This window comes from Nocardioides marmorisolisilvae (genome assembly GCF_031656915.1).
GTDB classification, from domain to species: Bacteria; Actinomycetota; Actinomycetes; order Propionibacteriales; family Nocardioidaceae; genus Marmoricola; species Marmoricola terrisoli.
The window spans coordinates 322,803-348,931 of record NZ_CP134227.1; the positions used below are offsets into that span (position 1 = coordinate 322,803).

Annotated in this window: 28 protein-coding genes; 27 read left to right on the forward strand and 1 reads right to left on the reverse strand. The window is 71.4% G+C overall.

Translation table 11 applies throughout. From position 1 onward, the window contains the following. The 19 genes from Q9R13_RS01525 (at nt 1) to Q9R13_RS01615 (ending at nt 16,553) form a co-directional block, all read left to right on the forward strand. Nucleotides 1-822, forward strand: coding sequence for a shikimate dehydrogenase (locus Q9R13_RS01525; protein WP_310963275.1), 822 nt, complete (start codon nt 1-3; stop codon nt 820-822). Between the two features lies 1 nt (nt 823). Continuing rightward, nucleotides 824-1,615 (forward strand): A24 family peptidase, encoded by a 792-nt coding sequence (locus Q9R13_RS01530; RefSeq protein WP_310963276.1) that lies wholly within the window; start codon nt 824-826, stop codon nt 1,613-1,615. 44 nt (nt 1,616-1,659) lie between these two features. Continuing rightward, nucleotides 1,660-2,838 carry a chorismate synthase gene (gene aroC / locus Q9R13_RS01535; RefSeq protein ID WP_310963277.1) on the forward strand — a complete coding sequence of 393 codons (1,179 nt, stop codon included), beginning with the start codon at nt 1,660-1,662 and terminating at the stop codon, nt 2,836-2,838. After that, complete coding sequence (locus Q9R13_RS01540) at nt 2,835-3,368, forward strand: shikimate kinase (RefSeq protein WP_310963278.1); 534 nt, start codon at nt 2,835-2,837, stop codon at nt 3,366-3,368. Before aroC ends, Q9R13_RS01540 begins: the two co-directional genes overlap by 4 nt. Continuing rightward, the gene (gene aroB, locus Q9R13_RS01545) at nt 3,361-4,509 is read left to right on the forward strand and encodes a 3-dehydroquinate synthase (protein WP_310963279.1); all 1,149 of its coding nucleotides are present in this window, start codon (nt 3,361-3,363) and stop codon (nt 4,507-4,509) included. The genes Q9R13_RS01540 and aroB overlap by 8 nt, the downstream gene beginning before the upstream one ends. Further along, entirely contained in the window at nt 4,506-4,952 is a 447-nt protein-coding gene (locus tag Q9R13_RS01550; RefSeq protein WP_310963281.1) for a type II 3-dehydroquinate dehydratase, read from the forward strand. The genes aroB and Q9R13_RS01550 overlap by 4 nt, the downstream gene beginning before the upstream one ends. Nucleotides 4,953-5,045: 93 nt before the next feature. Further along, nucleotides 5,046-5,426, forward strand: a complete 381-nt coding sequence (locus Q9R13_RS01555; RefSeq protein ID WP_310963282.1) for a hypothetical protein — start codon at nt 5,046-5,048, stop codon at nt 5,424-5,426. A gap of 10 nt (nt 5,427-5,436) precedes the next feature. Further along, entirely contained in the window at nt 5,437-6,000 is a 564-nt protein-coding gene (locus tag Q9R13_RS01560; protein ID WP_310963284.1) for a hypothetical protein, read from the forward strand. A 10-nt stretch (nt 6,001-6,010) separates the two neighbouring features. Further along, the gene (locus tag Q9R13_RS01565; RefSeq protein ID WP_310963285.1) at nt 6,011-6,811 is read left to right on the forward strand and encodes an SIMPL domain-containing protein; all 801 of its coding nucleotides are present in this window, start codon (nt 6,011-6,013) and stop codon (nt 6,809-6,811) included. A gap of 135 nt (nt 6,812-6,946) precedes the next feature. Continuing rightward, entirely contained in the window at nt 6,947-7,510 is a 564-nt protein-coding gene (gene efp, locus Q9R13_RS01570; RefSeq protein WP_310963286.1) for an elongation factor P, read from the forward strand. 11 nt (nt 7,511-7,521) lie between these two features. After that, nucleotides 7,522-7,941: a transcription antitermination factor NusB gene (gene nusB, locus Q9R13_RS01575; protein ID WP_310963287.1), complete on the forward strand. Its 420-nt coding sequence runs from the start codon at nt 7,522-7,524 to the stop codon at nt 7,939-7,941. A gap of 137 nt (nt 7,942-8,078) precedes the next feature. Continuing rightward, nucleotides 8,079-8,249, forward strand: a complete 171-nt coding sequence (locus Q9R13_RS01580; protein ID WP_310963288.1) for a CsbD family protein — start codon at nt 8,079-8,081, stop codon at nt 8,247-8,249. A gap of 103 nt (nt 8,250-8,352) precedes the next feature. Further along, entirely contained in the window at nt 8,353-9,711 is a 1,359-nt protein-coding gene (locus Q9R13_RS01585; protein WP_310963289.1) for a dihydrolipoyl dehydrogenase family protein, read from the forward strand. Between the two features lie 110 nt (nt 9,712-9,821). Next, nucleotides 9,822-10,388 carry a bifunctional pyr operon transcriptional regulator/uracil phosphoribosyltransferase PyrR gene (pyrR, locus tag Q9R13_RS01590; RefSeq protein WP_310963290.1) on the forward strand — a complete coding sequence of 189 codons (567 nt, stop codon included), beginning with the start codon at nt 9,822-9,824 and terminating at the stop codon, nt 10,386-10,388. Next, entirely contained in the window at nt 10,385-11,362 is a 978-nt protein-coding gene (locus Q9R13_RS01595) for an aspartate carbamoyltransferase catalytic subunit (RefSeq protein WP_310963291.1), read from the forward strand. The genes pyrR and Q9R13_RS01595 overlap by 4 nt, the downstream gene beginning before the upstream one ends. Continuing rightward, a complete protein-coding gene (locus tag Q9R13_RS01600) occupies nt 11,359-12,678 on the forward strand; it encodes a dihydroorotase (protein ID WP_310963292.1) in 1,320 nt (439 codons plus the stop codon). Before Q9R13_RS01595 ends, Q9R13_RS01600 begins: the two co-directional genes overlap by 4 nt. 78 nt (nt 12,679-12,756) lie before the next feature. Further along, complete coding sequence (locus Q9R13_RS01605; RefSeq protein WP_310963293.1) at nt 12,757-14,022, forward strand: MFS transporter; 1,266 nt, start codon at nt 12,757-12,759, stop codon at nt 14,020-14,022. A 36-nt stretch (nt 14,023-14,058) separates the two neighbouring features. Next, nucleotides 14,059-15,639 (forward strand): phospholipase D-like domain-containing protein, encoded by a 1,581-nt coding sequence (locus Q9R13_RS01610; protein WP_310963294.1) that lies wholly within the window; start codon nt 14,059-14,061, stop codon nt 15,637-15,639. A 101-nt stretch (nt 15,640-15,740) separates the two neighbouring features. After that, nucleotides 15,741-16,553, forward strand: coding sequence for an alpha/beta fold hydrolase (locus Q9R13_RS01615; protein ID WP_310963295.1), 813 nt, complete (start codon nt 15,741-15,743; stop codon nt 16,551-16,553). On the opposite strand, the gene Q9R13_RS01620 is transcribed toward Q9R13_RS01615, so the two are convergent. Continuing rightward, entirely contained in the window at nt 16,531-17,622 is a 1,092-nt protein-coding gene (locus Q9R13_RS01620) for a DNA glycosylase AlkZ-like family protein (RefSeq protein WP_310963296.1), read from the reverse strand. The genes Q9R13_RS01615 and Q9R13_RS01620 overlap by 23 nt on opposite strands. Nucleotides 17,623-17,753: 131 nt before the next feature. Here Q9R13_RS01620 and carA point away from each other — a divergent pair, with 131 nt between their 5' ends. From carA to rpoZ, 8 genes are all read left to right on the forward strand, one after another. Next, nucleotides 17,754-18,950: a glutamine-hydrolyzing carbamoyl-phosphate synthase small subunit gene (gene carA, locus Q9R13_RS01625; RefSeq protein WP_310963297.1), complete on the forward strand. Its 1,197-nt coding sequence runs from the start codon at nt 17,754-17,756 to the stop codon at nt 18,948-18,950. Continuing rightward, nucleotides 18,950-22,261 (forward strand): carbamoyl-phosphate synthase large subunit, encoded by a 3,312-nt coding sequence (gene carB, locus Q9R13_RS01630; protein WP_310963299.1) that lies wholly within the window; start codon nt 18,950-18,952, stop codon nt 22,259-22,261. Before carA ends, carB begins: the two co-directional genes overlap by 1 nt. Then, nucleotides 22,254-23,408: a quinone-dependent dihydroorotate dehydrogenase gene (locus Q9R13_RS01635; protein WP_310963300.1), complete on the forward strand. Its 1,155-nt coding sequence runs from the start codon at nt 22,254-22,256 to the stop codon at nt 23,406-23,408. The genes carB and Q9R13_RS01635 overlap by 8 nt, the downstream gene beginning before the upstream one ends. Beyond that, entirely contained in the window at nt 23,405-24,241 is an 837-nt protein-coding gene (gene pyrF / locus Q9R13_RS01640) for an orotidine-5'-phosphate decarboxylase (RefSeq protein ID WP_458295160.1), read from the forward strand. The genes Q9R13_RS01635 and pyrF overlap by 4 nt, the downstream gene beginning before the upstream one ends. Nucleotides 24,242-24,243: 2 nt before the next feature. Further along, nucleotides 24,244-24,711, forward strand: coding sequence for a hypothetical protein (locus tag Q9R13_RS01645; RefSeq protein ID WP_310963302.1), 468 nt, complete (start codon nt 24,244-24,246; stop codon nt 24,709-24,711). Nucleotides 24,712-24,783: 72 nt separating this feature from the next. Beyond that, nucleotides 24,784-25,101 (forward strand): integration host factor, actinobacterial type, encoded by a 318-nt coding sequence (gene mihF / locus Q9R13_RS01650; RefSeq protein ID WP_310963303.1) that lies wholly within the window; start codon nt 24,784-24,786, stop codon nt 25,099-25,101. 6 nt (nt 25,102-25,107) lie between these two features. Continuing rightward, nucleotides 25,108-25,656, forward strand: a complete 549-nt coding sequence (gene gmk, locus Q9R13_RS01655; RefSeq protein ID WP_310963304.1) for a guanylate kinase — start codon at nt 25,108-25,110, stop codon at nt 25,654-25,656. Nucleotides 25,657-25,728: 72 nt separating this feature from the next. Next, nucleotides 25,729-26,070 (forward strand): DNA-directed RNA polymerase subunit omega, encoded by a 342-nt coding sequence (gene rpoZ, locus Q9R13_RS01660; RefSeq protein ID WP_397218789.1) that lies wholly within the window; start codon nt 25,729-25,731, stop codon nt 26,068-26,070. Nucleotides 26,071-26,129: the final 59 nt, after the last annotated feature.

The following is a 26,129-nucleotide window of genomic DNA, read 5'->3' on the forward strand; positions in this document are numbered from 1 at the left end:
GTGACCCGATGCGCCGTACTGGGCAGCCCGATCGCCCACTCGCTCTCGCCCGCCCTGCACCGGGCGGCGTACGCCGAGCTCGGCCTGGACTGGACCTATGACGCCATCGAGGTCGACGAGGCGAGCCTCCCCGACTTCTTGGACGGCCTCGACTCGACCTGGCGGGGGCTGTCGCTGACGATGCCGCTGAAGCGGTCGGTGGTCCCGCTGCTCGACCGGTACGACCCCATCGTGGACCGGACCGGAGTCGCCAACACCGTGCTAGTGGAAGAGGGGCACCTGGCAGGCAGGAACACCGACGTCCCCGGGGCGGTTGCCGCGCTGCGTGAGGGGCTCGGCTCGTCCCCGGTGGGCGACGCGACCGTGCTTGGCGGCGGGGCGACCGCGACGTCGATGATCTTCGCCCTGGCCGATCTCGGCTGCCGCGAGGTCAGACTGCTCGTCCGCTCCCGGGCCCGGGCGCAGGACGCCGTCGAGGCCGTCGCCCGGCACCCGCAGGCGCCCCGGGTCCTCGTCGAGGAGTTCCACGCCGTGCCGGCCACCGACGTGCTGGTCTCCACGATCCCGGCCGGTGCGCAGACCCCCGATCTGGTCGCGGGCCTCCACGCGGCCGTGGTCTTCGACGTCGTCTACGACCCGTGGCCGACGCCGTTGGCGGCCGCCGCGCTCGCCGACGGGGCACGGCTGGTCTCCGGGCTGGACCTGCTGGTCCACCAGGCGGTCGACCAGGTCGCGTTGATGACCCGAACGCCCCGCGCCGAGGTCCCGGTCGGTGCGATGCGCGCGGCGGGCGAGGCGGCCCTGACCGGACGGCGGGCCTGAGGTGGGTCTCGAGCTCGGCCTCGACGCGCTGCGCTCCGCGGTCGTGTTGGGCGCGGCCGGGGTGGCGGCCGGACTGCTCGGACCGACGTGGATGGCGCGGATACCGGAGCCCGCTGCCGATCCGGCCACGGATCCCGCCGAGAGCATCGACCTCGCGCGGCCGGCTCCGACCGAGCCGACGGCCTCCGCCGACCGCGAGCCGGAGGTTCCCAAGGAGCTCTACCGCGACATCGCCGTCCTGCCCGGCCTGCGCGTCGGTCTGGCACTGGTGACCGGAGCGGTCGCGGCGGTCGTCGGCGCCCGGATCGGGTGGGGCGGTGCACTGCTCCCGTGGGCGTTCCTGCTCGCCGTGGCCGTGCCGTTGGCGGTGGTCGACTGGCGGACCCGGCTGCTGCCGACGTACGTCATCGCGCCGTCGTACGGCGTCCTGGTGCTCCTCACCCTCGCTGCTGCCGCCGTCGACCGTGATGCGCACGCGTTGCTCGGTGCGCTGCTCGGCTGGGTCGCGCTCGGCGGGTTCTACGTGCTGATCTGGGTGGTCTACCCCCGCGGCATGGGGTACGGCGACGTACGGCTGTCCGGGCTGCTGGGGATCGCCCTGGGCTATCTCGGCTGGCCGGAGGTGCTCACCGGGGGGTACGCCGGGCTGCTGCTCGGCAGCCTGCTCGGCTTCGCGCTGGCGCGGGCGGGTCTCGTCGACCGGCGTCACGTGCCGTTCGGGCCGTTCATGGTGCTCGGCGCGGCGGTCGGTGCGGTCTTCGGGCCGCTGCTGGCGCACAGTCTCGGCTACTGACGCCACATCGTCGGGGGAGGAGCGGCGCGTGAAAGACTGACGCCATGCTGCGCTGGCTCACCGCCGGGGAGTCCCACGGACCCTCGCTCGTCGCGATCCTGGAGGGTCTGCCCGCCCACGTGCAGGTCACCTCGTCCGACATCGCCGACGCGCTGGCCCGGCGCCGGCTCGGCTACGGCCGCGGCGCCCGGATGAAGTTCGAGCAGGACCAGGTCCGGCTCACCGGGGGCATCCGGCACGGCGAGACCATGGGTGGCCCGGTCGCGATCGAGATCGGCAACACCGAGTGGCCCAAGTGGGACAAGGTGATGTCGGCCGACCCGGTCGACCCCGTGGAGCTGGAGGCGCTTGCCCGCAACGCGGCGCTGACCCGGCCACGGCCCGGGCATGCGGACCTGGTCGGCATGCAGAAGTACTCCTTCGACGAGGCTCGCCCGATCCTGGAGCGTGCCTCCGCCCGCGAGACGGCGGCTCGGGTGGCGCTCGGCCGGGTGGCCACGGCGTTCCTCGAGCAGGCGGTCGGCGCGCAGGTCGTCTCCCACGTCGTCGAACTGGGCGGTGTGTCCGCCCCGGCCGGTTCGGTCCCTGCGCCCACCGACGTGACCCTGATCGACGAGGATCCGGTCCGCTGCCTGGATCCGGACGCCTCGAAGCTGATGGCCGAGCGCATCGACCAGGCTCATCGTGACGGCGACACCCTGGGCGGTGTCGTCGAGGTGGTGGTGCACGGGCTGCCACCGGGTCTGGGCTCCCACGTGCACTGGGACCGTCGCCTGGACGCCCGGCTGGCCGGAGCGTTGATGGGCATCCAGGCGATCAAGGGCGTCGAGGTGGGCGACGGGTTCGGTCTCGCGGCCACGCCCGGGTCCCAGGCCCACGACGAGATCGTCTCCACCGAGGCAGGGATCCGGCGTGCCAGCGGACGGGCCGGCGGCACCGAGGGCGGGATGAGCACCGGCGAGGTGCTCCGGGTGCGGGCCGCGATGAAGCCCATCGCCACCGTGCCCCGGGCACTGCGCACCATCGACGTCGCCACCGGCGAGGCCTCGGTCGCACACCATCAGCGCTCGGACGTCTGTGCCGTCCCCGCGGCAGGCATCGTCGCCGAGGCGATGGTGGCGCTGGTCCTCGCCGACGCGGTGCTGGAGAAGTTCGGCGGCGACTCGGTCCAGGAGACCCGGCGCAATGTCGAGAGCTACCTGACCACGCTCAGATTCCGATGAGCACGACGTCGCAGACCCGGCCGCGGGTGGTGCTGGTCGGCCCGATGGGCGCGGGCAAGTCCACCGTCGGCCGGCTGCTCGCCGACGCCTGGGGAATCGACTTCCGCGACACCGACGCCGACGTCGAGGCCGCGGCCGGCCGGTCGGTGTCCGACATCTTCGTCGAGTCCGGCGAGGCCACCTTCCGGGCGCTGGAGCGCGACGCCGTGGCGGTGGCGCTGACCGAGCACGACGGCGTCCTCGCCCTCGGCGGCGGGGCCGTTCTCGACCCGGAGACCCGCGCACGCCTCGCCGGGCACCGGGTCGTCTTCTTGCGCGTCGGTCTCTCCGATGCGGCCAGCCGGGTGGGTCTCGGTGTCTCCCGGCCACTGCTGCTCGGCAACATCCGGGGCCGGATCAAGCAGCTGCTCGACGAGCGCACCCCGGTCTACGAGTCGGTGGCCGCGCACACCGTCGACACCAACGGATGCCCCGCCGAGGAGGTCGCCCGGGTGGTGCGCGCATGGGTCGAGGAGGAGATCGATGGCTGACCCGACCGAGCTGACCAGACCGACCCGGATCGCGGTGACCGGCGCCGCGCCGTACGACGTGGTGGTCGGTCACGGCCTGCTCGACCAGCTGCCGGAGGTTCTCGGGGACCGGGTCGAGCGGGTCGCGCTCATCTTCGACTCGTCGCTGGCCGAGCGGGCCCAGGAGGCGCTCCGGGTGCTCAACCCGCACTACGGCGTGCTCGTGCTCGGCGTCCCGAAGGGGGAGGCGGCCAAGACATCTGCCGTGGCGGACCAGTGCTGGGAGGCGCTCGGCGACGAGGGGTTCACCAGGTCGGACGCGGTCGTCACCTTCGGCGGCGGCGCGACCACCGACCTGGGCGGGTTCGTCGCGGCCACCTGGCTGCGCGGCGTCCGCGTGGTGCACGTGCCCACCAGTGTGCTGGCCATGGTCGACGCGGCGGTCGGCGGCAAGACCGGCATCGACACCGGTGCCGGGAAGAACCTGGTCGGAGCCTTCCACGAGCCCGCCGGGGTGCTCTGCGACCTGGACCTCCTCGACGGCCTGCCCGCCGAGGAGCTCGCCTCGGGGCTCGGCGAGGTGGTCAAGTGCGGGTTCATCGCCGACCCGGAGATCCTCCGGCTGGTGGAGGACGCCTCGGGTGACGACCTCCGTCCGGGTGCGCGAGTGCTGCGTGAGCTCGTCGAGCGGGCGGTCCGGGTGAAGGTCGACGTCGTCGTGGACGACCTCAAGGAGGTCCGCGGCACCACCGGCGCGGGACACCCGGGCCGCGAGGCGCTCAACTACGGCCACACCCTGGCGCACGCCCTCGAGCGGCTCACCGGCTACCGCGTCCGGCACGGCGAGGCGGTCGCCGTGGGCGCGGTCTTCGTCGCCGAGCTCGCCCGCGGGGAGGGCCTGCTGGGCGAGGACGTCGTACGCCGGCACCGCGCGGCGTTCGCCCGTGCCGGACTGCCCACCTCGGTGCCCGAGCTCGCGGGTGCTGACGACGTCGACCTCGGGTTCGAGACGGTCCGGTCGGCGATGGCCGTCGACAAGAAGGCCCGGGGCTCGCAGCTGCGGTTCGTGGTGCTCGACGGTCTCGGCTCGCCCCGGATTCTCGCCGGTCCCGACGACACGGCGCTGCAGGCGGCCTACGCGGCGATCGGAGGCAGCTGGTGACGCAGGTACGACGGGTCCTGGTGCTCAACGGGCCCAATCTGGGTCGGCTCGGGCGGCGACAGCCGGAGATCTACGGCAGCACCACCCACGCCGAGCTGGCGGACCAGTGCGTCGCCTGGGGCCGTGAGCTCGGGCTCGAGGTCGAGGTCCGGCAGACCAACCACGAGGGCGTGCTCCTGGACTGGCTCAACGACGCTGCGGACTCGGGCTGCGCTGTCGTGCTCAACGCGGGCGCCTGGACGCACTACTCACTGGCCCTGTACGACGCCTGCGCGCAGCTGACTGGCCCGCTGGTCGAGGTGCACATCTCCGACCCCAAGCAGCGGCCCGAGGGGTTCCGGCACACCTCCCTCGTCGAGCCGCACGCCGTACGCACCGTCGCTGGGCAGGGTGTCGACGGCTACCGGCAGGCGCTGGAGACCATCGCCGACCCGGCCAGCTGAGGTCCACGGCGGCCAGAAGCGGCCGCACCCTGGTTGTCCACAGATCCGAAAAACCCCTTCCCATCAGCGTTGACGGGGCGGAAAAATGGTGTCATGACAGTCGCACAGACGAGCGAATACAACGGCACCGCGCGACGGTCGGATGCCGTGGTGCTCGATGCTGTCGTAGACGCCCGGCGTCGCTCGATGCGCGCCGCGATCGATGAGCTGTCCGCGGGGATGGCTTGGGCGCATGCGCATCCGGGGAGCCGGGGCGAGTGTGCGGCGTGGGAGCCGGGGCTGATGCCGGCTGATGAGGATGGTCTGGATCATCTGGGCGGCGAAGGGACGCCGGCGGTGACCGAGTTCGCGGTGGAGCAGCTGGCGGTCCGGTTGGGGGTCTCGACCGGATCGGCGATGCAGCTGGTTGCTGATGTGCTCGATCTTGCGCATCGGCATCCGAGGTTGTGGTCACGGGTGCTGTCCGGGCGCTGACCGGGTCGGCGTGGTCGAGAAGATCGGCCCGGCCACCGTGGACCTTCTCGCCGACTGGCTCCGCCAGACGGACCTGACGATCAGGCCGGTCCTCGACCTGGGCCGGGCCGATGCCGTCGATCCCCCCGACCCGCCGGCCTGGATGCGGGAGCTCGTCATCCTCCGCGATGGCCATTGCGTGTTCCCACACTGTGGCCGCGACGCCCGGGCCTGCGACCTGGACCACATCGAGCCCTACGTCCCGATCGACGAGGGCGGGCCCCCCGGCCAGACTCGCCCGGACAACCTGGCGCCCCCTCTGTCGACGACACCACCGCTGCAAGACGTTCACCCGATGGCGCTACCACCCGCCTCTCCGACGGCAGCTACCAGTGGACCGACCCCCAGGGTCACCGCTACCACGTGCCTCTCTGAGGCCCGTCCAGACGCCGCCGCCGGCGGTTCCTCATTCCCGCTCGCCGCACCCGATGAGACCTGGCCTCATCGGGTCACCGGCACGCCCGGAGACACGGCGCCGCCGTGGTGGGGAACCGGCGCTGTCCTCGGCACGTCCCATGCGTGGGTATCCGACTGAGGGGTGGACGATGGCGACCGACAAGAAGGCCAAGAAGGCCAAGACGAGCAAGAGGAAGGCGACCGCCAGTGTGGCGAGCGCTGGGCTCGCGCTGGTGGCCGTCGTAGCGCTGCTGGCGGCCTACGCACTGGGCTCGGCGGGACGCAGCGACGCCACCGCGGACAAGCCGACGACCCCTTCGACGATGGTGCTCACCGGTCGGGGCACGGCCACCGGGGTGCCCGACCAGCTGGAGTTCACCCTCGGAGTGAGCGCGAAGCGCGACGACGTGGCCTCGGCGATGACCGACTCCAGCCGCACGATGAGGAGCACGCTCGCCGCGCTGCGCCGGTACGGCGTCGCCCGCAAGGACGTACAGACCACCGGGCTGTCGATCAACCCGGTCTACGACTACAGCGGCAACCAGCCGGTGCTCACCGGCTATTCGGTCAACCAGCGGGCCCGGGTGACCGTGCCCGACCTGAAGAAGGCCGGCGCTGCGATGAGCGCCGCGGCCAGCACCGGCGGGAACGCGGTGCGCATCCACTCGGTCTCCCTCGTGATCGGGAACCGGGACAAGCTGCTCGAGCAGGCGCGCCGGGCCGCAGTGGCCGACGCCACCACCAAGGCACGGGAGTACGCCGCGGCGGCCGGGCAACAGCTCGGTGCCGTGGTGTCCCTGACCGAGGTGCACGCACCCGCTCCGAAGCCGCAGACGGCGAACCTGCGCGCTCTCTACGCGGCGAGTGATCAGAGGAGCGCGATGGTCCCGATCCGGGCCGGTCGCCAGGGGCTGGACGTCCGGGTGCGGATCGTCTGGTCGCTGGGCTGAACCGCGTCGCCCCGATCGGTTGCTGGTGGGCGCCCCGGCCGTGGTCGCGGGGCGTCGCCGGTGATCGGTAGACTGTGCCGCTGCCCACTCGGCACGACAGTCACCCACACACCAGAGGCGAGGACACCCGCGCGCATGGCAACGACGAACGACCTGAAGAACGGCATGGTGCTCAACATCGACGGACAGCTGTGGTCCGTCGTGGAGTTCCAGCACGTCAAGCCGGGCAAGGGGCCCGCCTTCGTGCGGACCAAGCTGCGCAACGTCGAGTCGGGCAAGAACGTCGACCGGACCTTCAACGCCGGCACCAAGGTCGAGACAGCGAACGTGGACAAGCGGACGATGCAGTACCTCTACAACGACGGCACGTCGTACGTCTTCATGGACACCAGCACCTACGACCAGCTCGAGATCGCGCCGGAGATCGTGGGCAACGCAGCGAACTTCATGCTGGAGAACCAGGAGGCCATCGTCGCCACCAACGAGGGCCGGGTCCTCTTCGTCGAGCTGCCCGCCTCGGTAGAGCTGCAGATCACCTTCACCGAGCCCGGGCTGGCCGGCGACAGCGCCACCGGACGCACCAAGCCGGCCACCCTGGAGACCGGTCACGAGATCCAGGTCCCGCTGTTCATCAACCAGGGCGAGCGGGTGAAGGTCGACACGCGGGACTCGTCGTACCTCGGTCGCGTCAAGGGCTGATCCCCGCGCCGATGAGTGCACGGACGAAGGCCCGCAAGCGGGCGCTGGACCTGCTCTACGCCGCCCAGCTGCGCGGCCGGCCGGCCCTCGAGGAGCTGGCCGAGCACCGCGAGCAGCAGGGCACGGAGGGCAACCCCTACACCGCCCAGCTCGTGGCCGGCATCGCGGACCACGCGAACCGGATCGACGAGGTGATCTCGACGTATGCGGAGGGCTGGACGCTCGAGCGGATGCCGGCCGTCGACCTCAACCTGCTGCGGCTCGGCTCGTTCGAGATCTTGTACGTCGAGGACGTGCCCGATGCGGTGGCGATCAGTGAGGCAGTCAAGCTGGCGCGTGACCTGTCCACCGACGATTCGCCCGCCTTCGTCAACGGCGTGCTCGGCAACCTCGCGCGGGACAAGGCGGCGCTGCTCACCGAGGACGACTGATGCGCCGGGGTGGGACAAGCACGGACTGATCCCATTGAGACATCCCTCACCGTTTGGCGGGCGCTGACCCGGGCACTGCCGCAGTGAGGGCGACGGACCTCGCCGCCCGCTGCAGACCCGACGGATGGAGGATCTCCATGGGTGATCAGGACAAGCTCGAGAACATGGCCGACGAGAAACTCGGCGAGGCCAAGGAAGCCATGGGCAAGGCCAGTGGCGACCAGGACCTCGAGGGCGAGGGCAAGGTGGACCAGACCAAGGCCGATCTGAAGCAGGCCGGCGAGAAGGTCAAGGACGCCTTCAAGTAAGCGCATCCAACAACGGTGGGGGTACGGCGAGGTCGCCGTACCCCCACCGTTCGTCTGTACGCCGTCGGGTGCGCGGCCTTGACGAGTGCCGTTGACTGGAGCCATGGCTGCCAACGGTGACGTGACCGACTGTGACGTGGTGGTGCTCGGGCTGGGGCCCGGCGGCGAGCATGCGGCGACCAAGCTCGCGCAGGCGGGGCTGCAGGTCGTTGCCGTGGACCAGCGCCTGGTGGGAGGCGAGTGTCCGTACTTCGGCTGCGTGCCGAGCAAGATGATGATCCGCGCCGCGGACGCCCTCGGGGAGGCGCGACGGGTCCGCGATCTCGCCGGCGCCGCCGAGGTGCGTCCGGACTTCGCCCCCGTCGCCCGGCGGATCCGGGACGAGGCCACCGACGACTGGGACGACACCGTCGCGGTCGAGCGGCTCGAGGGCGCCGGGGTGAGGTTCGTGCGTGGGACCGGGAGGCTCGTCGGACCGGGCCGCGTCCGGGTGGGTGACACCGACTACGCCGCTCGCAGGGGCGTGGTGCTGAACACCGGCACCGAGCCCGCTGTCCCCCCGATCGACGGGCTTGCGGATACGCCGTACTGGACCAACAGGGACGCGGTTCGGGTCACCGACCTTCCGGCCACGCTCGCGGTGATCGGCGGCGGGGCGATCGGTGCTGAGCTCACCCAGGTCTTCTCCCGCTTCGGCGTGGAGGTCACGCTGCTCGAGGTGGCGGACCGGCTACTGGCGCCTGAGGAGCCCGAGGCGAGTGCGGCGATCGAGAAGGCGTTCGCGGGCGAGGGCATCCGGGTGGTCACCGGCGCGCAGATCCACCGCGTCAGCCACGACTCCGGCACGTTCACCGTGGATCTCGGCGACGAGCAGGTGAAGGTCGACAAGCTGCTCATCGCGGCCGGCCGGCGCAACAACCTCGCGGACATCGGCCTGGACACAGTCGGGCTGGACCCCTCCGCCGAGGTGATCGACACCGACGAGCGGATGCGGGCCGGCGAGAGGCTCTGGGCCGTCGGCGACATCACCGGCAAGGGCGCCTTCACCCACGTCTCGATGTACCAGGCGGCCGTCGCCGTACGCGACCTGCTCGGCGAGGACGGTCCGTGGGCCGACTACCGCGCGGTGTCCCGGGTCACCTTCACCGACCCCGAGGTCGGCTCCGTCGGGATGACCGAGAAGCAGGCTCAGGACGCCGGACTCGATGTCGCGACCGGCAGCGCCGACCTGGGCGCCCGCGGCTGGATCGCCGAGGCGGCGGGTCTGGTGAAGCTGGTCGCGGACGCGGGCCGCGGTGTCCTGGTCGGTGCCACCGCCGTCGGACCGTCCGGCGGGGAGATCCTGTCGATGCTGGCCACGGCGGTGCACGCGGAGGTGCCCGTCGACACGCTCAAGGGCATGCACTTCGCCTACCCGACGTACCACCGCGCCGTCGAGACCGCGCTCGGCGATCTGTCCTGAGCCGCGCCGCGGCGGTTGGCCAGCAGGTCACGGTCGCGGGTAGAGTGGCCGCGATCGACATCCTTTAACGAGCCGTCCGGTGAGGCGGAGAAGGAGGTCCGGCGAGCAGCATGCCTGCACCTGGAGCGGCCACGGAGGCCGAAGGACGCATCGTCCTGGACGCGCGTGACATCGACCGCGCACTGACTCGGATCTCCCACGAGATCCTCGAACGCAACAAGGGCGCAGAGTCGCTGGTCCTGCTCGGCATCCCGACGCGCGGTGCCCACCTCGCCCAGCGGATCGCCGCCAAGGTCTCCAAGGTCGAGGGCACCGATGTCCCGGTCGGCTCGCTCGACGTGACCATGTACCGCGACGACCTGCGGATGCGGCCCGCCCGTCCACTGCTGCCGACCGAGATCCCACCCGGCGGTCTGGACGGCCGCACCGTGGTGCTGGTCGATGACGTGCTGTTCTCGGGCCGGACGATCCGCGCCGCCCTGGACGCGATGAACGACATCGGCCGGCCGGGTTCGGTGCAGCTCGCGGTGCTCATCGACCGCGGTCACCGGCAGCTGCCCATCCGCGCCGACTTCGTCGGGAAGAACCTGCCCACGTCGCTGGTCGAGAACGTCTCGGTCCGGCTCGCCGAGTACGACGGCGAGGACTGCGTGCAGATCGGGGAGGGTCAGTCGTGAAGAAGCACCTGCTCAGCGCGGCCGACCTGACCCGTGACGACGCCGAGCTGATCCTGTCCACCGCGGCCGAGCTGCGGTCCCTTGCGGACCGGCCGATCAAGAAGCTGCCCGCGCTGCGCGGCCGGACCGTGGTGAACCTCTTCTTCGAGGACTCCACCCGCACCCGCATCTCCTTCGAGGCGGCCGCCAAGCGCCTCTCCGCGGACGTGATCAACTTCAGCGCCAAGGGCTCCTCGCTGAGCAAGGGGGAGTCGCTCAAGGACACTGCGCTGACTCTCGAGGCGATGGGTGCCGACGCGGTGGTCGTGCGGCACTGGGCCTCCGGGGCCCCGCACCTGCTCGCGCACGCGGGCTGGTCGCGGTCAAGCGTGGTCAATGCGGGCGACGGCACCCACGAGCACCCGACCCAGGCGCTGCTGGATGCGTTCACGATGACCCGCCACCTCACCCCGGAGGGCCGACACAGCCTCGATGGGCGTCGGGTGGCGATCGTCGGAGACGTGCTGCACAGCCGGGTCGCCCGTTCCAACGCGCTGCTGCTCAACACGCTCGGTGCCGAGGTCACCCTGGTCGCCCCGCCCACCCTGCTGCCGTACGGCGTGGAGACGTGGCCGGTCGAGACCAGCTACGACCTGGACGCCGTGCTCCCCAAGACCGACGTGGTGATGATGCTCCGGGTGCAGCGCGAACGGATGAACGCGTCGTTCTTCCCGACCGTGCGCGAGTACAGCCGCCGCTACGGCCTGGACTCGCGCCGGATGGCGACGCTCCAGGACCACGCGATCGTGATGCACCCCGGCCCGATGAACCGTGGCATGGAGATCACCGCCGACGTGGCCGACTCCGAGCGGTCGGTGATCGTCGAGCAGGTGACCAACGGCGTCGCGGTCCGGATGGCGGTGCTCTACCTGCTGCTGGGCGGCAACGAGCCCGCCATCGGCGGCGACACGACCACGATCGAGGAGGACAAGTGAGCAGCTACCTGATCCGAGGGGCCCGGATCCTCGGCGGGGAGCCGAGCGACATCGAGGTCGCGGACGGCGTGATCGCGGCGATCGACCCTTCGACAGGCCGGGCCACGCGGTCAGCGACCGAAGGATGCGATGTCGTCGACGCTGACGGACTGGTGGCGCTGCCCGGGCTGGTCGACCTGCACACCCACCTGCGTGAGCCGGGACGTGAGGACGCCGAGACCGTGGAGAGCGGGACGCGTGCGGCGGCGATCGGTGGCTTCACCGCGGTGCACGCGATGGCGAACACCGAGCCGGTCGCGGACACCGCGGGCGTCGTCGAGCAGGTCTGGCGCCTCGGACGTGAGGCCGGGTACGCCGACGTGTTTCCGGTGGGCGCCGTCACCGTCGGGTTGGCGGGTGAGCGGCTCGCTGAGCTCGGCGCGATGGCCGACTCCGCGGCCCGCGTCCGGGTGTTCTCCGACGACGGCAAGTGCGTGTCCGACCCGGTGCTGATGCGCCGCGCGCTGGAGTACGTCCGCGCCTTCGACGGGGTGATCGCCCAGCACGCCCAGGAGCCGCGGCTGACCGAGGACGCCCAGATGAACGAGGGCGAGCTGTCCGGCCGGCTCGGGTTGCGCGGCTGGCCCGCGGTCGCCGAGGAGGCGATCATCGCGCGTGACTGCCTGTTGGCCGAGCACGTCGGCTCGCGACTGCACATCTGCCATGTCTCGACCGCTGGGTCCGTCGAGATCGTCCGGTGGGCCAAGGCCAGGGCACAGAGGGCGGGCAGCTGGCAGGTGACCGCTGAGGTGTGCCCGCACCACCTTCTCCTGACCGACGAGCGGGCGACCACCTACGACCCGGTCTACAAGGTCAACCCTCCGCTGCGCACGGCCGTCGACGTCGAGGCGCTGCGCGCGGGCCTGGCCGACGGCACCATCGACGTGGTCGCCACCGATCATGCGCCGCACCCGCACGAGGACAAGGACTGCGAGTGGCAGGCGGCCGCCTTCGGGATGCTCGGCCTGGAGACCGCTCTGTCCATCGTGCAGGAGGCGATGGTCGACACCGGCCTTCTGGACTGGGCCGGAGTGGCGGAGCGGATGTCCTACGCACCGGCCCGGATCGGCGCGATCGGCGCTCACGGGCAGCCGCTGCAGGTCGGCGCTCCCGCGAACATCGTGCTCTACGACCCCGCGATACGCCGGGTGGTCGAGGCCGCCGGGCTGGCCTCGCTGTCGCGCAACACGCCGTACGCCGGCATGGAGCTGCCTGGTCAGGTGGTCGCCACCTTCCTGCGTGGGAAGCCGACGGTGTTCGAGGGCAAGCTCTGTTGATGCTCCCGGCGACCGCACTGCAGTAGCGGCGCCGAAATCCGGTGGAGCACCGTCGGCCCGCGATGGTTGACTCCACCCGTGATCTCGCGAGCCCTGGGCCGGCTGCTCCCGGAGACCAAGCTCGAGCGAGACCTCGCTGTGCAGTGTGTGCTGTCGGCGTTCGCGACCGGCTCCTTCCTGACCGGCACCGCAGTGTTCTTCACCCAGGTGGTCGGGCTCAGTGGCGCGCAGGTCGGCCTCGGCATGTCGATCGCGGGAGCCGTCACGCTCGCGCTCTCCCTTCCGCTCGGACGCCTCTCCGATCGGGTCGGCGCGAAGCCGCTCTGGGCGGTGGCTGCCCTGGTCGAGGCGGTGTTCTACTTCGCCTGGCCGCTCGCGCGGGGGATGGTCAGCTTCGTAGCGCTGCTGTCGGTCATCGCTGTGGTCTCGGTCGCGGGAAACACCGGCCGCAACGTCTACCGGCTGGCGATCTTCCCGCGTGGGGCCGCACGGGTGCGGGCGCTCGCCTACATGCGGGCGGCCCGCAATGTCGGCTACACCCTCGGTGCACTGGCCAGCGGGATCGCCTTGGCGATCGGCACCCGCGGGGCCATCACCGCCGTACCGATCCTCACCGGGGCGCTGCTGCTGCTCAACGCCGCCATGGTCGCGGCATTGCCGGGGCTGGACCGTCCGGCGCACGCCGCACATGAGGAGCCGGGCGCGCCGGCAGCCTCCCCAGCATGGCGCAACCGAGGCTGGGTCGCCCTCGCCGCATGCAATGGTGTGCTGACCTCCAACCAGGTGCTGCTCAACGTCGTGGTCCCGCTGTGGCTGGTCGAGCGCACCGACGCGCCGCGCGTCCTGCTGGCCTGGCTGTTCGGCACGAACACGGTGATGGCGGTGCTGTTGCAGGTGCGGGCGTCGCGGGGAGCGGAGACCGTCGACGGTGCGCTGCGCGCCGTACGCCGGTGTGCGCTGTCCTTCGTGCTGTCCTGCGTGGTCATCAGCATCACCCACGACACCGTCGGGTGGGTCTCGGTGGCGCTGATCTGGCTCGGGCACGTGACCATCACCGGGGCGGAGCTGTGGCAGTCGGCGTCGGACTGGGGCTTCCAGTCCGAGCTGTCCGACCCTCGCCGGCTGGGCGACTACCAGGGTGTGTGGAGCCTTGGCTACCAGGCCGGGCCGATCCTCTTCCCCGGCCTGTACACCTGGCTGGCGCTGCACTGGGGCGCGCCGGGCTGGGCGGTCATCGCAGGCCTGGCCGTCGCGGCGGCCGTCGTGGCGCATCCGGCCGCTCGAGCAGCACAGCGCTACCTCGCCACAGCAGCGCCGGGCACCACCGAGCACGCGCTGGCGTGACGTGTCGATGGGCGGATCGGTCATGCTGGGCCTGTGATGGATCCCTCCGAGTGGCTGCTCGGCAAGGCCGGCCGTGGCAATGCCCAGACCCGGATCGACGACCGACATCCCGGTGACATCGCCTGGTCCACCGGCAACCTGGTCCGGCCGCTGATCCACGGAGCGACGTACTTCGCGGAGCTTCAGGATGCGGTGTCCGGCGCCGGGCCGGGGGACCTGGTGCTGTTCACCGACTGGCAGGGCGACGCTGACGAGCGGCTGACCGGCGATCCGGGCAGCGAGGTGGTCGAGGTCTTCGCCGAGGCCGACGAGCGTGGCGTGGACGTGCGCGGGCTGGTGTGGCGCTCGCACCTCGACCAGACCGGGTTCTTCGCCACGGAGAACAGGCACCTCGGTGAGCAGCTGCAGCGCCGCGGTGCCGAGGTGCTGCTCGACATGCGGGTCCGCACGGGCGGGTCGCACCACCAGAAGTTCGTGGTGATCCGGCACCGCGACGACCCCACCCGCGACATCGCCTTCGTGGGTGGGATCGACCTCGCCCACAACCGCCGTGACGACGCCGACCACGCCGGCGATCCGCAGCCGCAGCCGCTCTCCGCGCCGTACGGCGACCACCCGCCCTGGCACGACGTCCAGGTGGCGATCCGGGGGCCTGCGGTCCATGACGTCGAGACCGTCTTCCGCGAGCGCTGGGAGGACCCCACACCGCTGTCTCGCAGCCCGGTCCGCCGGCTCGCCGATCTGCTCCGTCGAGAGGACACCTCGCCGGATCCGCTGCCCGCACAGTGGCCGGCGCCCCCGGCGGCAGGGACGCACGTCGTCCAGCTGCTGCGCACCTACCCGAACCTGCGACACGGTCGGGACTACCCGTTCGCCCGTGGGGGAGAGCGCAGTGTCGCTCGTGGCTACGCCAAGGCCATCGGCCGCGCGCGCGAACTGGCGTATGTGGAGGACCAGTACTTCTGGGGGCACGACGTCGCCGCGCCCTTCCTGGCCGCCCTGCGTGCACGGCCCGAGCTCCGGATCATCGTGGTGATCCCGATGCATCCCGACGTCTCCGGATGGTCGAAGGTGCGGCCCCAGCAGCTCGGCCGACTGCGCTCGCTGGAGCGACTGGTGCAAGCGGCGCCCGGCCGGGTGGCGGCGTACTGCCTGGAGAACCACGCCGGCACCCCTGTCTACGTGCATGCGAAGGTCACCGTGATCGACGACCAGTGGTCATCGGTCGGGTCGGACAACCTCAACCGACGGTCCTGGACCCACGACTCCGAGCTGTCCTGCGTCGTGCTCGACGACGGCTTCGCTCATACGCTGCGGCTGACCCTGGCCGCTGAGCACCTGGACCGGCTCGACGCGGTGCACAGCCAGGGGCTCGAGGTGGCGATGGCCGACTGCGCCGACCCTGCGGGGATGTACGACGCGTTCGCGGACTCGGCCGCCCGGTTGGAGGCCTGGCACGATTCGGGGTGCGGCGGGCCGCGTCCGCCGGGTCGGCTGCGTCCGCTGCCGGTGCCTCGGCTCTCGCTCCTCACCCGGGCCTGGGCGCGTTGGCCGCTGGACCTCGTCCACGATCCCGACGGCAGGCCCACCGCGCTGCGCCGTCAGGGGGAGTTCTGAGCCAGCGGCGTTCCCGGGGGGTCCCGGGCGCGCGGTGCTCTCGAGGCTCGGGCCGCTAAACCGGTTGGCGACACCCCGACTCGTGTGCTGGGCTCGCAGGCATGATCGTCAACCACGGACGTGCCCGTCTCGCTGCCCGCGAGCACGGCTCCGGGCAGCCCGACGTACTCCTGGTGCACGCCGGCGTCACCGACCAGCGCTCCTGGAGCCACCTGATCGGCCGGCTGTCCACCCACGCGCGGTGTCTCACCTTCGATGCGCGCGGCTTCGGCAGAACCGAGTACGAGCCCGAGGAGGGCTGGTCGCCGGTAGACGACGCGCTCGCGGTGCTGGACGGGTTCGGCTCCGCCCGCGCCGTCGTCGTCGGCGCGTCGATGGGTGGCCGGACCGCCCTGGATCTCACCCTGAGCCGTCCCGACCGGGTCAGCGGCCTGGTCCTGATCGGTGCGGCGATCAGTGGGGCGCCCGCCCCGACCGACCTCGATGACGCCGCACGGGCACTCGACGAGGCCGGAGACGCGGCCCTGGAGCGAGGTGACCTCGACGAGGTCAACCGCATCGAGGCGCACTTGTGGCTCGACGGTCCGTTGCAGGCGGAGGGACGCGTCGAGGGTGAGGCTCGCCGGCTGTTCCTCGAGATGAATGCGGCCGCGCTGGCCGCCGCGGATCCGGGAGGCCAAGCCGACCCGCCGGCCGCCTGGGACCGGCTCGACGAGGTGGGCGTGCCGACACTGGTGCTGGTCGGCGAACACGACCTGCGACACGTGCGCGCCAACGCCCGCCGGGTGGCCGAGAGCGTGCGTGCGGCCCGGCTCATCGAGCTCGACGGCGTAGCCCACCTGCCCCACCTCGAGGGCGACCAGCAGACGCTCGCCGCGATCGACGAGTTCGTCAGCGCTGCCGCGTCACGGTGAGTCCGAGCCAGTCGGCAAGGGCCTCGATCTCGGCGTCCACGTCGCGGTCCATGGCGCGGGTGAAGGGGACGTCCTGGTGCACCGCGTCGACGAACAGCCGACCGACCCTCCGGTCGGCGGTCGCGTCCAGCTTTCCGACCAGGCGGTCGCCGTACAGGATCGGCAGCGCGAAGTAGCCCCATCGCCGCGCGGCCTGCGGCTTGTACATCTCGAGCACGTAGTCGAAGTCGAACAGGTCCTCCATGCGCTTGCGGTCCCGCACGACGGCATCGAACGGCGAGAGCAGCGCCGTACGGCCGGTGAAGGGTCGCTCGAGCTGGGCGGGATCGACCCGCCACTGTCCCTTGGTGCCCTCGACCATCGCGGGCTCTCCAGCCCCGCCGACATGGATGGGCTCCCCGGGAATCCTCGTGCCCGTGGCGCGGGCGATGCCGAGTGCCCGGAGACGACGCTCGTCCCGCTCCGGGCCGGCCTCGTCGGTCGGTACGGCGACGACGCCCTCGGGGTAGACACGCTCGGCGAGGTCGTACTTCTTCTGGTTCCCCTCGCGGCCGTTCACCGCGACGACACCCTGGCCCAGCAGGAGCTCGAGCATCATCCGCACGTTGCGATCGGCGTTCCAGCCCGATGAGCGCCACGGCAGCTGCGCTGTCGCATGGACCAGCTTCGACGGCAGCGGGCCGTCGGCCTCGAGGATGTCGAGGACCTCGTCGCGGAAGAGCTCATTGGCCTCGAGCCAGTCCTGGGCTTCGGCCCACGGGGGCCACGCGGCCATGTCGGCCAGGTGGAGGCGCAGATCGGCCATCGGCCTGATGCCGTTGCCGTCGTCGTAGACGTCGCGGTCGGCCAGCAGGTCGTCGAGGTCGGACGGCTGGTACGACGAGCCCAGCCGGGACCAGCAGACCAGGTCGTAGCTGGGGGCGATGGCCGCGGTCGGCTCCACCGGGAGCGCGGTCAGGTGTGTCACCGTCGCCAGCAGGTCGCGGGGCCGATCCGCGAACGCGTCCGCGTCGAGCAGCTGGGCCCGGAGGGCGATCCGCCTGGCCTGTTCCCGGGAGAGGTGGTGCACGCCTGCGAGGCTAGCCCCGGCCGGCGACATGCCTCGGACGCCCGACAGGGAGGCGTGCGGGCGCTGGTAGGGTCGGCACTGCTCGAACATCCTTTAACCACCGTCCTGTGAGGCGGAGAAGGAGGCCCGAGGTGCACAGTCGTGCCACCAGCAGCCCCGCGCAGTCATCAGCTCGTCCCGCCGCGATCCTGGTCCTCGAGGACGGTCGCACCTTCCAGGGCGACGCGTACGGCGCCGCCGGCGAGACCTTCGGCGAGGCAGTTTTCTCCACCGGGATGACCGGCTACCAGGAGACGCTCACCGACCCGTCGTACCACCGCCAGGTGGTCGTGATGACCGCGCCGCACATCGGCAACACCGGCATGAACGACGACGACCGGGAGTCCCAGCGGATCTGGGTCAGCGGGTACGTCGTCCGCGACCCCGCACGGGTTCCGTCCAACTGGCGCTCGCAGCACTCGCTGGACGATGCCTTGCGCGAGCAGGGCGTGGTCGGGATCAGCGGCGTCGACACCCGGGCCCTCACCCGGCACCTCCGCGAGCGCGGGGCGATGCGGGTGGGCATCTCCACCACCGAGACCGACCCCGAGGCGCTGCTTGGTCGCGTCCGCGACTCAGGCCGCATGGCCGGAGCCAACCTGTCGGCCGAGGTGTCGACCGCAACCTCCTACGTGGCGCCGGCCAAGGGGCAGCGTCGTTTCACCGTCGCTGCCGTTGACCTCGGCATCAAGGCCAACACCCCGCGGATGATGACCGAGCGGGGCATCGAGGTGCACGTGCTGCCGGCGACCTCGACCATCGACGACGTGCTTGCCGTGGAGCCCGACGGGCTGTTCTTCAGCAACGGCCCCGGGGACCCCGCGGCCACCACCCAGCAGGTCGCGCTGCTACAGGCCGCTCTCGAGCGCGGGCTGCCCTACTTCGGTATCTGCTTCGGCAACCAGCTGTTCGGCCGCGCGCTCGGCCTGGGCACCTACAAGCTCAAGTACGGGCACCGCGGCATCAACCAGCCGGTGATGGATCGCACCACCGGCAAGGTCGAGGTCACCGCCCACAATCACGGTTTCGCGGTGCAGTGGCCCGAGGGCGTCGGACGCGATGAGTCGGTCCCGACGCCGTACGGCGCGGCCACGGTCTCGCACGTGTGCCTCAACGACGACGTGGTCGAGGGCCTGGAGCTGCGGGCTCCGGCGAGCTCCGGCGGCGAACCAGGCGAGCTGCTCTCGTTCTCCGTGCAGTACCACCCGGAGGCGGCCGCCGGTCCGCACGACGCGGCGTACCTGTTCGACCGGTTCTGCCAGCTGATGACCGAGCGGAAGGGGTCCTGATGCCCAGGCGCACCGACATCCAGAGCGTGATGGTGATCGGGTCCGGCCCGATCATCATCGGCCAGGCCTGCGAGTTCGACTACTCCGGCACCCAGGCCTGCCGGGTCCTGCGCGAGGAGGGCCTGCGGGTCATCCTGGTCAACTCCAACCCCGCCACGATCATGACCGATCCCGAGTTCGCCGACGCGACGTACATCGAGCCGATCACGCCCGAGTTCGTCGAGCTGGTCATCGAGAAGGAGCGCCCGGACGCGCTGCTGGCGACGCTGGGCGGCCAGACCGCGCTGAACACCGCGATGGCCCTGGACGCCAACGGCGTTCTGGAGAAGTACGGCGTCGAGCTGATCGGCGCCTCCATCGAGGCGATCGACCGAGGCGAGAACCGCGAGTCGTTCAAGCGGATCGTCGAGGAGCTCGGCGGCGAGGTGGCCCGGTCGGCGATCTGCCACTCCATGGAGGACTGCCTGGCTGCGGTCGAGGACCTCGGCTACCCGTGCGTGGTGCGACCGAGCTTCACCATGGGCGGCACCGGCTCCGGGATGGCCTACGACGAGTCCGACCTTCGCCGGATCGCCGGTGCTGGTCTCGCCGCCAGCCCCACGACCGAGGTGCTCCTCGAGGAGTCGATCATCGGCTGGAAGGAGTACGAGCTCGAGGTGATGCGCGATACGGCGGACAACGTGGTGATCGTGTGCTCGATCGAGAACCTCGACCCGATGGGCGTGCACACCGGCGACTCGATCACCGTCGCGCCGGCGATGACGTTGACCGACCGCGAATACCAGCAGCTGCGTGACCTGTCATTGGGCATCATCCGTGCCGTCGGCGTGGACACCGGCGGCTGCAACATCCAGTACGCCGTCAATCCCGACGACGGTCGCATCGTGGTGATCGAGATGAACCCCCGGGTGTCGCGGTCCAGCGCGCTGGCCTCGAAGGCGACCGGGTTCCCGATCGCCAAGATCGCGGCCAAGGTCGCGATCGGCTACACCCTCGACGAGATCCCCAATGACATCACCACCCGTGAGGACGGGCACAGCACGCCGGCGAGCTTCGAGCCGACGCTGGACTACATCGTGGTCAAGGTGCCGAGGTTCGCCTTCGAGAAGTTCCCGAGCGCGGACCCCGTGCTGACCACACACATGAAGTCGGTCGGCGAGGCGATGGCGATCGGCCGGAACTTCACCGAGGCGCTCCAGAAGGCGCTGCGCTCGCTCGAGAGCAGGTCCGCGCCCTTCGACTGGTCCCACAAGCACGAAGCGCTCGACAAGGCCGCGCTGCTGGACGCCGCGGCGGTCCCGCACGACGGCCGGCTGCGGGACGTGATGGATGCGATCCGGGCGGGTGCCACCCCGGCCGAGGTGCACGACGCGACCGGCATCGACCCGTGGTTCGTCGATCAGCTCTGCCTGCTCAACGAGATCGCCCAGGACGTGATCGGTGCTCCCGAGCTCAGCCCGGCGCTGCTGCGTCGGGCCAAGCGGCACGGGTTCTCGGACGCCCAGCTGGCCCGGATGCGGGACCTGCGCGAGGACGTCGTCCGCGGGGTCCGGCACGCGCTCGGCATCCGACCGGTCTACAAGACCGTCGACACCTGCGCCGCCGAGTTCGCCGCGGCCACGCCGTACCACTACTCGTCGTACGACGAGGAGACGGAGGTCCAGCCGCGCACCAAGGAGGCCGTGATCATCCTCGGCAGCGGGCCGAACCGGATCGGGCAGGGCATCGAGTTCGACTACTCGTGCGTGCATGCGTCGTTGGCGCTGCGGGCGGCCGGCTACGAGACGATCATGGTCAACTGCAATCCCGAGACCGTCTCGACCGACTACGACACCTCCGACCGGCTCTACTTCGAGCCGCTGACCCTCGAGGACGTGCTGGAGGTCGTGCACGCCGAGCGCGCGGCCGGGCCGTTGGCAGGGGTGATCTGCCAGCTCGGCGGCCAGACGCCGCTGGGGCTTGCCCGCGGGCTCGAGGAGGCGGGCGTACCCATCGTGGGCACGTCGCCGGCCGCGATCGACCTGGCCGAGGAGCGTGGCGCCTTCGGCAGGGTGCTGCACGAGGCCGGACTGGTGGCACCGAAGCACGGCATGGCCGTCTCGTTCACCGAGGCCAAGGAGATCGCCGCCGAGATCGGCTACCCCGTGCTGGTGCGGCCGTCGTACGTCCTGGGCGGGCGCGGCATGCAGATCGTGTACGACGACGCAGCGTTGCGCGACTACATCGAGGCGGCCACGGAGATCAGCCCCGACCGTCCGGTGCTGGTGGACCGGTTCATCGACGACGCCGTGGAGATCGACGTCGACGCGCTGTACGACGGCACCGACCTCTATCTCGGCGGCGTGATGGAGCACATCGAGGAGGCCGGCATCCACTCCGGCGACTCCTCGTGCGCGCTGCCGCCGATCACACTCGGTGCCTCGGAGATCCGTCGCATCCGCGAGGCCACCGCGGCGATCGCTCGGGGGATCGGGGTGCGCGGGCTGATCAACATCCAGTTCGCGCTCGGCTCCGACGTGCTCTACGTGCTCGAGGCCAACCCGCGCGCGAGCCGCACAGTGCCGTTCGTGTCCAAGGCGACCGCTCGGCCCCTGGCCAAGGCGGCCGCCCGGGTGATGCTCGGCGAGACGATCGCCAGCCTGCGCGCGGAAGGGCTGCTCGACCCCGACGGCGACGGCGGGGACCTGTCGCCGGACGCGCCGATCGCCGTCAAGGAGGCGGTGATGCCCTTCAACAGGTTCCGAACCCCCGACGGGCAGACCGTCGACACGGTGCTCGGTCCGGAGATGAAGTCGACCGGCGAGGTGATGGGGTTCGACGCGGTCTTCGGCACGGCGTTCGCGAAGTCGCAGGCTGCGGCGTACGGATCGCTGCCGACCACGGGCAAGGTGTTCTGCTCGATGGCCAACCGGGACAAGCGGACGATGATCTTCCCGATCAAGAGGCTGCACGACCTCGGCTTCGAGGTGCTTGCCACCCAGGGCACCGCGGAGGTGCTGCGCCGCAACGGCATCCCCGCGACCCTGGTGCGCAAGCACTTCGAGGGTGCTGGGCCCGACGGGGAGCCGACCGCCGTACAGCTGATCCTCGACGGCGGGATCGACCTGGTGGTGAACACCCCGCACGGCACCACCAGCGGGGGGTCGCCGCGGGTCGACGGCTACGAGATCCGCACCGCCGCGGTGATGGCGAACATCCCCTGCATCACCACCGTGCAGGGCCTTGCCGCCGCCGTCCAGGGCATCGAGGCCATGATCGCCGGCGACATAGGGGTGCGCTCGCTCCAGGAGTGGGCGGCGGCCGGTGCCTGAGGTGGGCATCGACCGGGCCGCGCGAGCCGACCCCTACCGCCTGCTGTTCGACCACGTCCTGACCCGCACCGACCCCGAGACCGCTCACCGGCTCGCCTTCGCCGCCATCCGTGCCGCCCGCCCGCTGACCGCCCCCTGGACGTCGAGGCGGCGCAACCTTGCAGCGAGAACGGGCCGAGGCGGCGCAACTTTGCAGGCCATGGGGCTGTCGTTCCCAGGCAGGCTCGGCCTGGCCGCGGGCTTCGACAAGAACGGGGTCGGCATCGATGCGCTGGCCGCGCTGGGCTTCGCCTTCGTGGAGATCGGCACCGTCACCGGCGAGCCCCAGCCGGGCAACCCTCGGCCGAGGCTCGCCCGGCTGGCCACCGACCGCGCGGTGGTGAACCGGATGGGGTTCAACAACGACGGCGCAGAGGCGGTGGCGCGTCGGTTGTCCGCACGCTCCGCTCGCACATCCGAGCCGCCTCGGCACGATGTCGCTGCAAAGTTGCGCCGCCTCGACGTACCGCTGGGCATCAACATCGGCAAGACGAAGGTGGTCCCCGAGGAGGAGGCGGTGGGCGACTACGAGAAGAGCGCGGGTCTGCTGGCGCCGTACGCCGACTACCTGGTGGTGAACGTGTCCTCACCGAACACGCCGGGACTGCGGGACCTCCAGTCGGTGGAGAGACTCGAGCCGCTGCTCGCCGCGGTACGCCGGCGCGCGGACCAGGTCACCGCCGAACGCGCGACCCGGGTGCCGCTGCTCGTCAAGATCGCGCCGGACCTCTCCGACGACGACGTGCTCGCGGTAGCGGACCTGGCCGTCGCCCTGGACCTCGACGGGATCGTCGCCACCAACACGACGGTCTCCCGGACCGGCCTGGCGTCCACAGCCGCCCAGGTGGAGGCGGCCGGCGGCGGCGGACTCTCCGGTGCGCCGCTGCGGGCACGCGCCGGTGAGGTGCTGCGCCTGCTGCGTGGCCGGGTCGGCCCGGACCTCACCCTCATCGGGGTCGGCGGCATCAGTACCCCCGACGACGCCCGGCAACGACTCGACGACGGGGCCGACCTGCTGCAGGCCTACACCGCCTTCATCTACGGCGGCCCATGGTGGCCGAGCCGGATCAACCAGACGCTGCAGGCGTCAGAAGGGGAAGCACGGTGACCTTCGGGAACAGGCTGCGCGCCGCCATGGACGACCGCGGGCCGCTCTGCGCGGGAATCGACCCGCACCCCTCGCTGCTGGCCGAGTGGGGCCTTGCGGACTCCGTGGACGGTCTGGAGCGGTTCGCGCTCGCCGCCGCCGAGGCACTCGCTCCGGTGGTCGCCGCGGTGAAGCCGCAGTCAGCCTTCTTCGAGCGCTTCGGCTCGCGTGGCATCGGTGTGCTCGAGCGGGTGCTCGAGGTGTCCCGCGAGGCGGGCGCCGTCGTCGTCCTCGACGTCAAGCGAGGTGACATCGGCTCCACCGCGCAGGGGTACGCCGACGCGTACCTCGACCCGCGCTCGCCCCTCGCGGCGGACGCGATCACGGCCTCGCCCTACCTCGGATTCGGCAGCCTGACGCCGATGCTGGACACCGCCCGGACGCACGGGGCCGGGGTCTTCGTGCTCGCCCTGACCTCCAACAAGGAGGGGCCGGAGGTGCAGTGGGCGCGCGGTGCCGACGGGGCGAGCGTCGCGGGCCATGTCCTGTCCGAGCTGCGCCGGCTCAATGCGGGCCAGCCCGGGCTGGGGTCCTTCGGTGCGGTCGTCGGCGCCACGATCGGAGGCGATCCGGCCGATCGGGGGGAGGACCTGGCCATCAACGGTCCCTTGTTGGTGCCAGGCTTCGGGGCGCAGGGTGGGACGGTGGACGACCTTCGGCGGATCTTCGGCTCGGTGCGGCACCAGGTGCTGGCGTCGAGCTCCCGCGCGATCCTCCGGGCTGGCCCGGACGGCACGGCGCTGGCCGACGCTGCCCGTCGTACCGCCGAGGAGATGGGCGGCATGCTCGGGTGAGGATGCGTACGGCGAGCGCCGCGGGGCTGGTGACCCTGGTGGCACTGACCGCCACCGGCTGCGGGAACCCGGTGCACCTCTTCACCGGCGACGACCCGGTGGCGACGTACTGCGCCGCCGTCCGGCACGACCGTCGGGCGTTCGCGAACCTGCTCGCCGTGGGCTCGCCGACCGCGCTGATCCGTGACCTTCCGATGCTGCAGGCCCTCGCGGCCAAGGCGCCCGACGACATCGCCGACGACTGGCAGGTGTTCCTCACCGCCGTCGAAGGGCTGCGCGACGCCCTGCGCGGCGCCGGTGTGGCACCCGGCGCCTACGTGGACGGCAAGCCGCCGGCAGGGCTCGATCGGGCCGCGCGCAGGTCGATCGCGCAGGCCGCGGACGCGCTCTCCTCGCAGGCGACGGTCGATGCGGCAGGGACGGTCGAGCAGGAGGCACGGGACGTCTGCAAGGTCAACCTGGGCATGTAGTGTGAGCCCGCCGGAACCGGCCCGGAGCCGGTACGACGACCGTTGGACACCGCAGTCGAAAGTAGGTCACCAGTGGCTCTGCCGCCGCTCACCCCCGAACAGCGCCAGGCAGCGTTGGCCAAGGCCGCCGCGTCGCGCCGGGAACGGGCCGAGGTGAAGAACCGGCTCAAGCACTCGGGTGCTTCGATCGCAGAGGTGCTCGCAGCCGGGCAGAGCAACGAGGTCATCGGCAAGATGCGGGTCAGCGAACTGCTCCAGGCGATGCCCGGACTGGGCAAGGTCCGCGCGAAGCAGGTGATGGATCGGCTCGGCATCTCCGAGAGCCGTCGGGTGCGCGGGCTCGGGGCCAAGCAGACCGCCGCCCTCGTGGCCGAGTTCAGCCAGAACTGAACGGCGTTGAGCAGACTGACGGTGCTCGCCGGCCCGACGGCGGTCGGCAAGGGCACCGTGGCGGCCTGGTTGCGTGAGCACTACCCCGACGTCTGGATCTCGATCTCGGCCACGACACGGCCGGCCCGGCCCGGCGAGGTCGACGGGGTGCACTACCACTTCGTCTCCGAGGCCGCGTTCGACCGGCTGGTCGCCGAGGACGCCCTGCTGGAGTGGGCCGTGGTGCACGGCCGCGCGCGCTACGGAACGCCGCGGACCCCGGTCGAGGAGGCGCTCGCCGCCGGCCGGCTGGCGCTGCTCGAGATCGACCTGCAGGGTGCCCGGCAGGTCCGCGAGCGGATGCCGGAGGCGCGGTTCGTCTTCCTCGCGCCCCCCAGCTGGGAGGAGCTGGTGCATCGACTGGTCGGGCGCGGCACCGAGAATGCGGCCGAGCGCGCCCGCCGCCTGGAGACCGCCCGCGAGGAGCTCGCCGCTGCGGCGGAGTTCGACGCCACCGTCGTCAACGTCTCGATTCCCGATGCGGCCGCCGAGTTGGTAGAGTTGATGCGTTCCTGAGCCGCAGCCCTGTTCGCGCGCGCCCGGAACCCACGGCACCACCCAAAACCACCCTGACGTCTGTGAGGCTCGATGAGCGTGTCCGGTACCCACCCCGCTGCCGAGGGGATCATCAACCCCCCGATCGACGAGCTGTTGACCAAGACCGACTCCAAGTACCGCCTGGTGCTCTACGGGGCCAAGCGTGCACGCCAGATCAACGCCTACTACTCCCAGCTCGGCGAGGGCCTGCTGGAGTACGTCGGCCCGCTCGTGGACACCCACGTGCAGGAGAAGCCGCTGTCGATCGCGCTGCGGGAGATCAACGAGGACCTGCTCACCTGCGAGGAGGTCGACCCGGAGGAGCTCGCGGCCGAGGAGGCCGCCAAGAAGGCTGCCGCAGAGGCCGCCCCGCTGCCCGAGTTCACCGAGTGAGCTGAGCCGCTCCGCGGTGAGGTGACTCACCCTGGCAGTGCGTGCCGGCCCGACTTGTG

Coding starts and splice junctions, on each gene's coding strand:
- Q9R13_RS01555 (WP_310963282.1), top strand. CDS start 5,046: ATGACAGTCGCACAGACGAGCGAATACAACGGCACCGCGCGACGGTCG.
- Q9R13_RS01645 (WP_310963302.1), top strand. CDS start 24,244: ATGCGTACGGCGAGCGCCGCGGGGCTGGTGACCCTGGTGGCACTGACC.
- Q9R13_RS01580 (WP_310963288.1), top strand. CDS start 8,079: ATGGGTGATCAGGACAAGCTCGAGAACATGGCCGACGAGAAACTCGGC.
- Q9R13_RS01565 (WP_310963285.1), top strand. CDS start 6,011: ATGGCGACCGACAAGAAGGCCAAGAAGGCCAAGACGAGCAAGAGGAAG.
- rpoZ (WP_397218789.1), top strand. CDS start 25,729: ATGAGCGTGTCCGGTACCCACCCCGCTGCCGAGGGGATCATCAACCCC.
- Q9R13_RS01615 (WP_310963295.1), top strand. CDS start 15,741: ATGATCGTCAACCACGGACGTGCCCGTCTCGCTGCCCGCGAGCACGGC.
- pyrR (WP_310963290.1), top strand. CDS start 9,822: ATGCCTGCACCTGGAGCGGCCACGGAGGCCGAAGGACGCATCGTCCTG.
- aroB (WP_310963279.1), top strand. CDS start 3,361: ATGGCTGACCCGACCGAGCTGACCAGACCGACCCGGATCGCGGTGACC.
- Q9R13_RS01540 (WP_310963278.1), top strand. CDS start 2,835: ATGAGCACGACGTCGCAGACCCGGCCGCGGGTGGTGCTGGTCGGCCCG.
- efp (WP_310963286.1), top strand. CDS start 6,947: ATGGCAACGACGAACGACCTGAAGAACGGCATGGTGCTCAACATCGAC.
- Q9R13_RS01585 (WP_310963289.1), top strand. CDS start 8,353: ATGGCTGCCAACGGTGACGTGACCGACTGTGACGTGGTGGTGCTCGGG.
- carB (WP_310963299.1), top strand. CDS start 18,950: ATGCCCAGGCGCACCGACATCCAGAGCGTGATGGTGATCGGGTCCGGC.
- nusB (WP_310963287.1), top strand. CDS start 7,522: ATGAGTGCACGGACGAAGGCCCGCAAGCGGGCGCTGGACCTGCTCTAC.
- aroC (WP_310963277.1), top strand. CDS start 1,660: ATGCTGCGCTGGCTCACCGCCGGGGAGTCCCACGGACCCTCGCTCGTC.
- Q9R13_RS01610 (WP_310963294.1), top strand. CDS start 14,059: ATGGATCCCTCCGAGTGGCTGCTCGGCAAGGCCGGCCGTGGCAATGCC.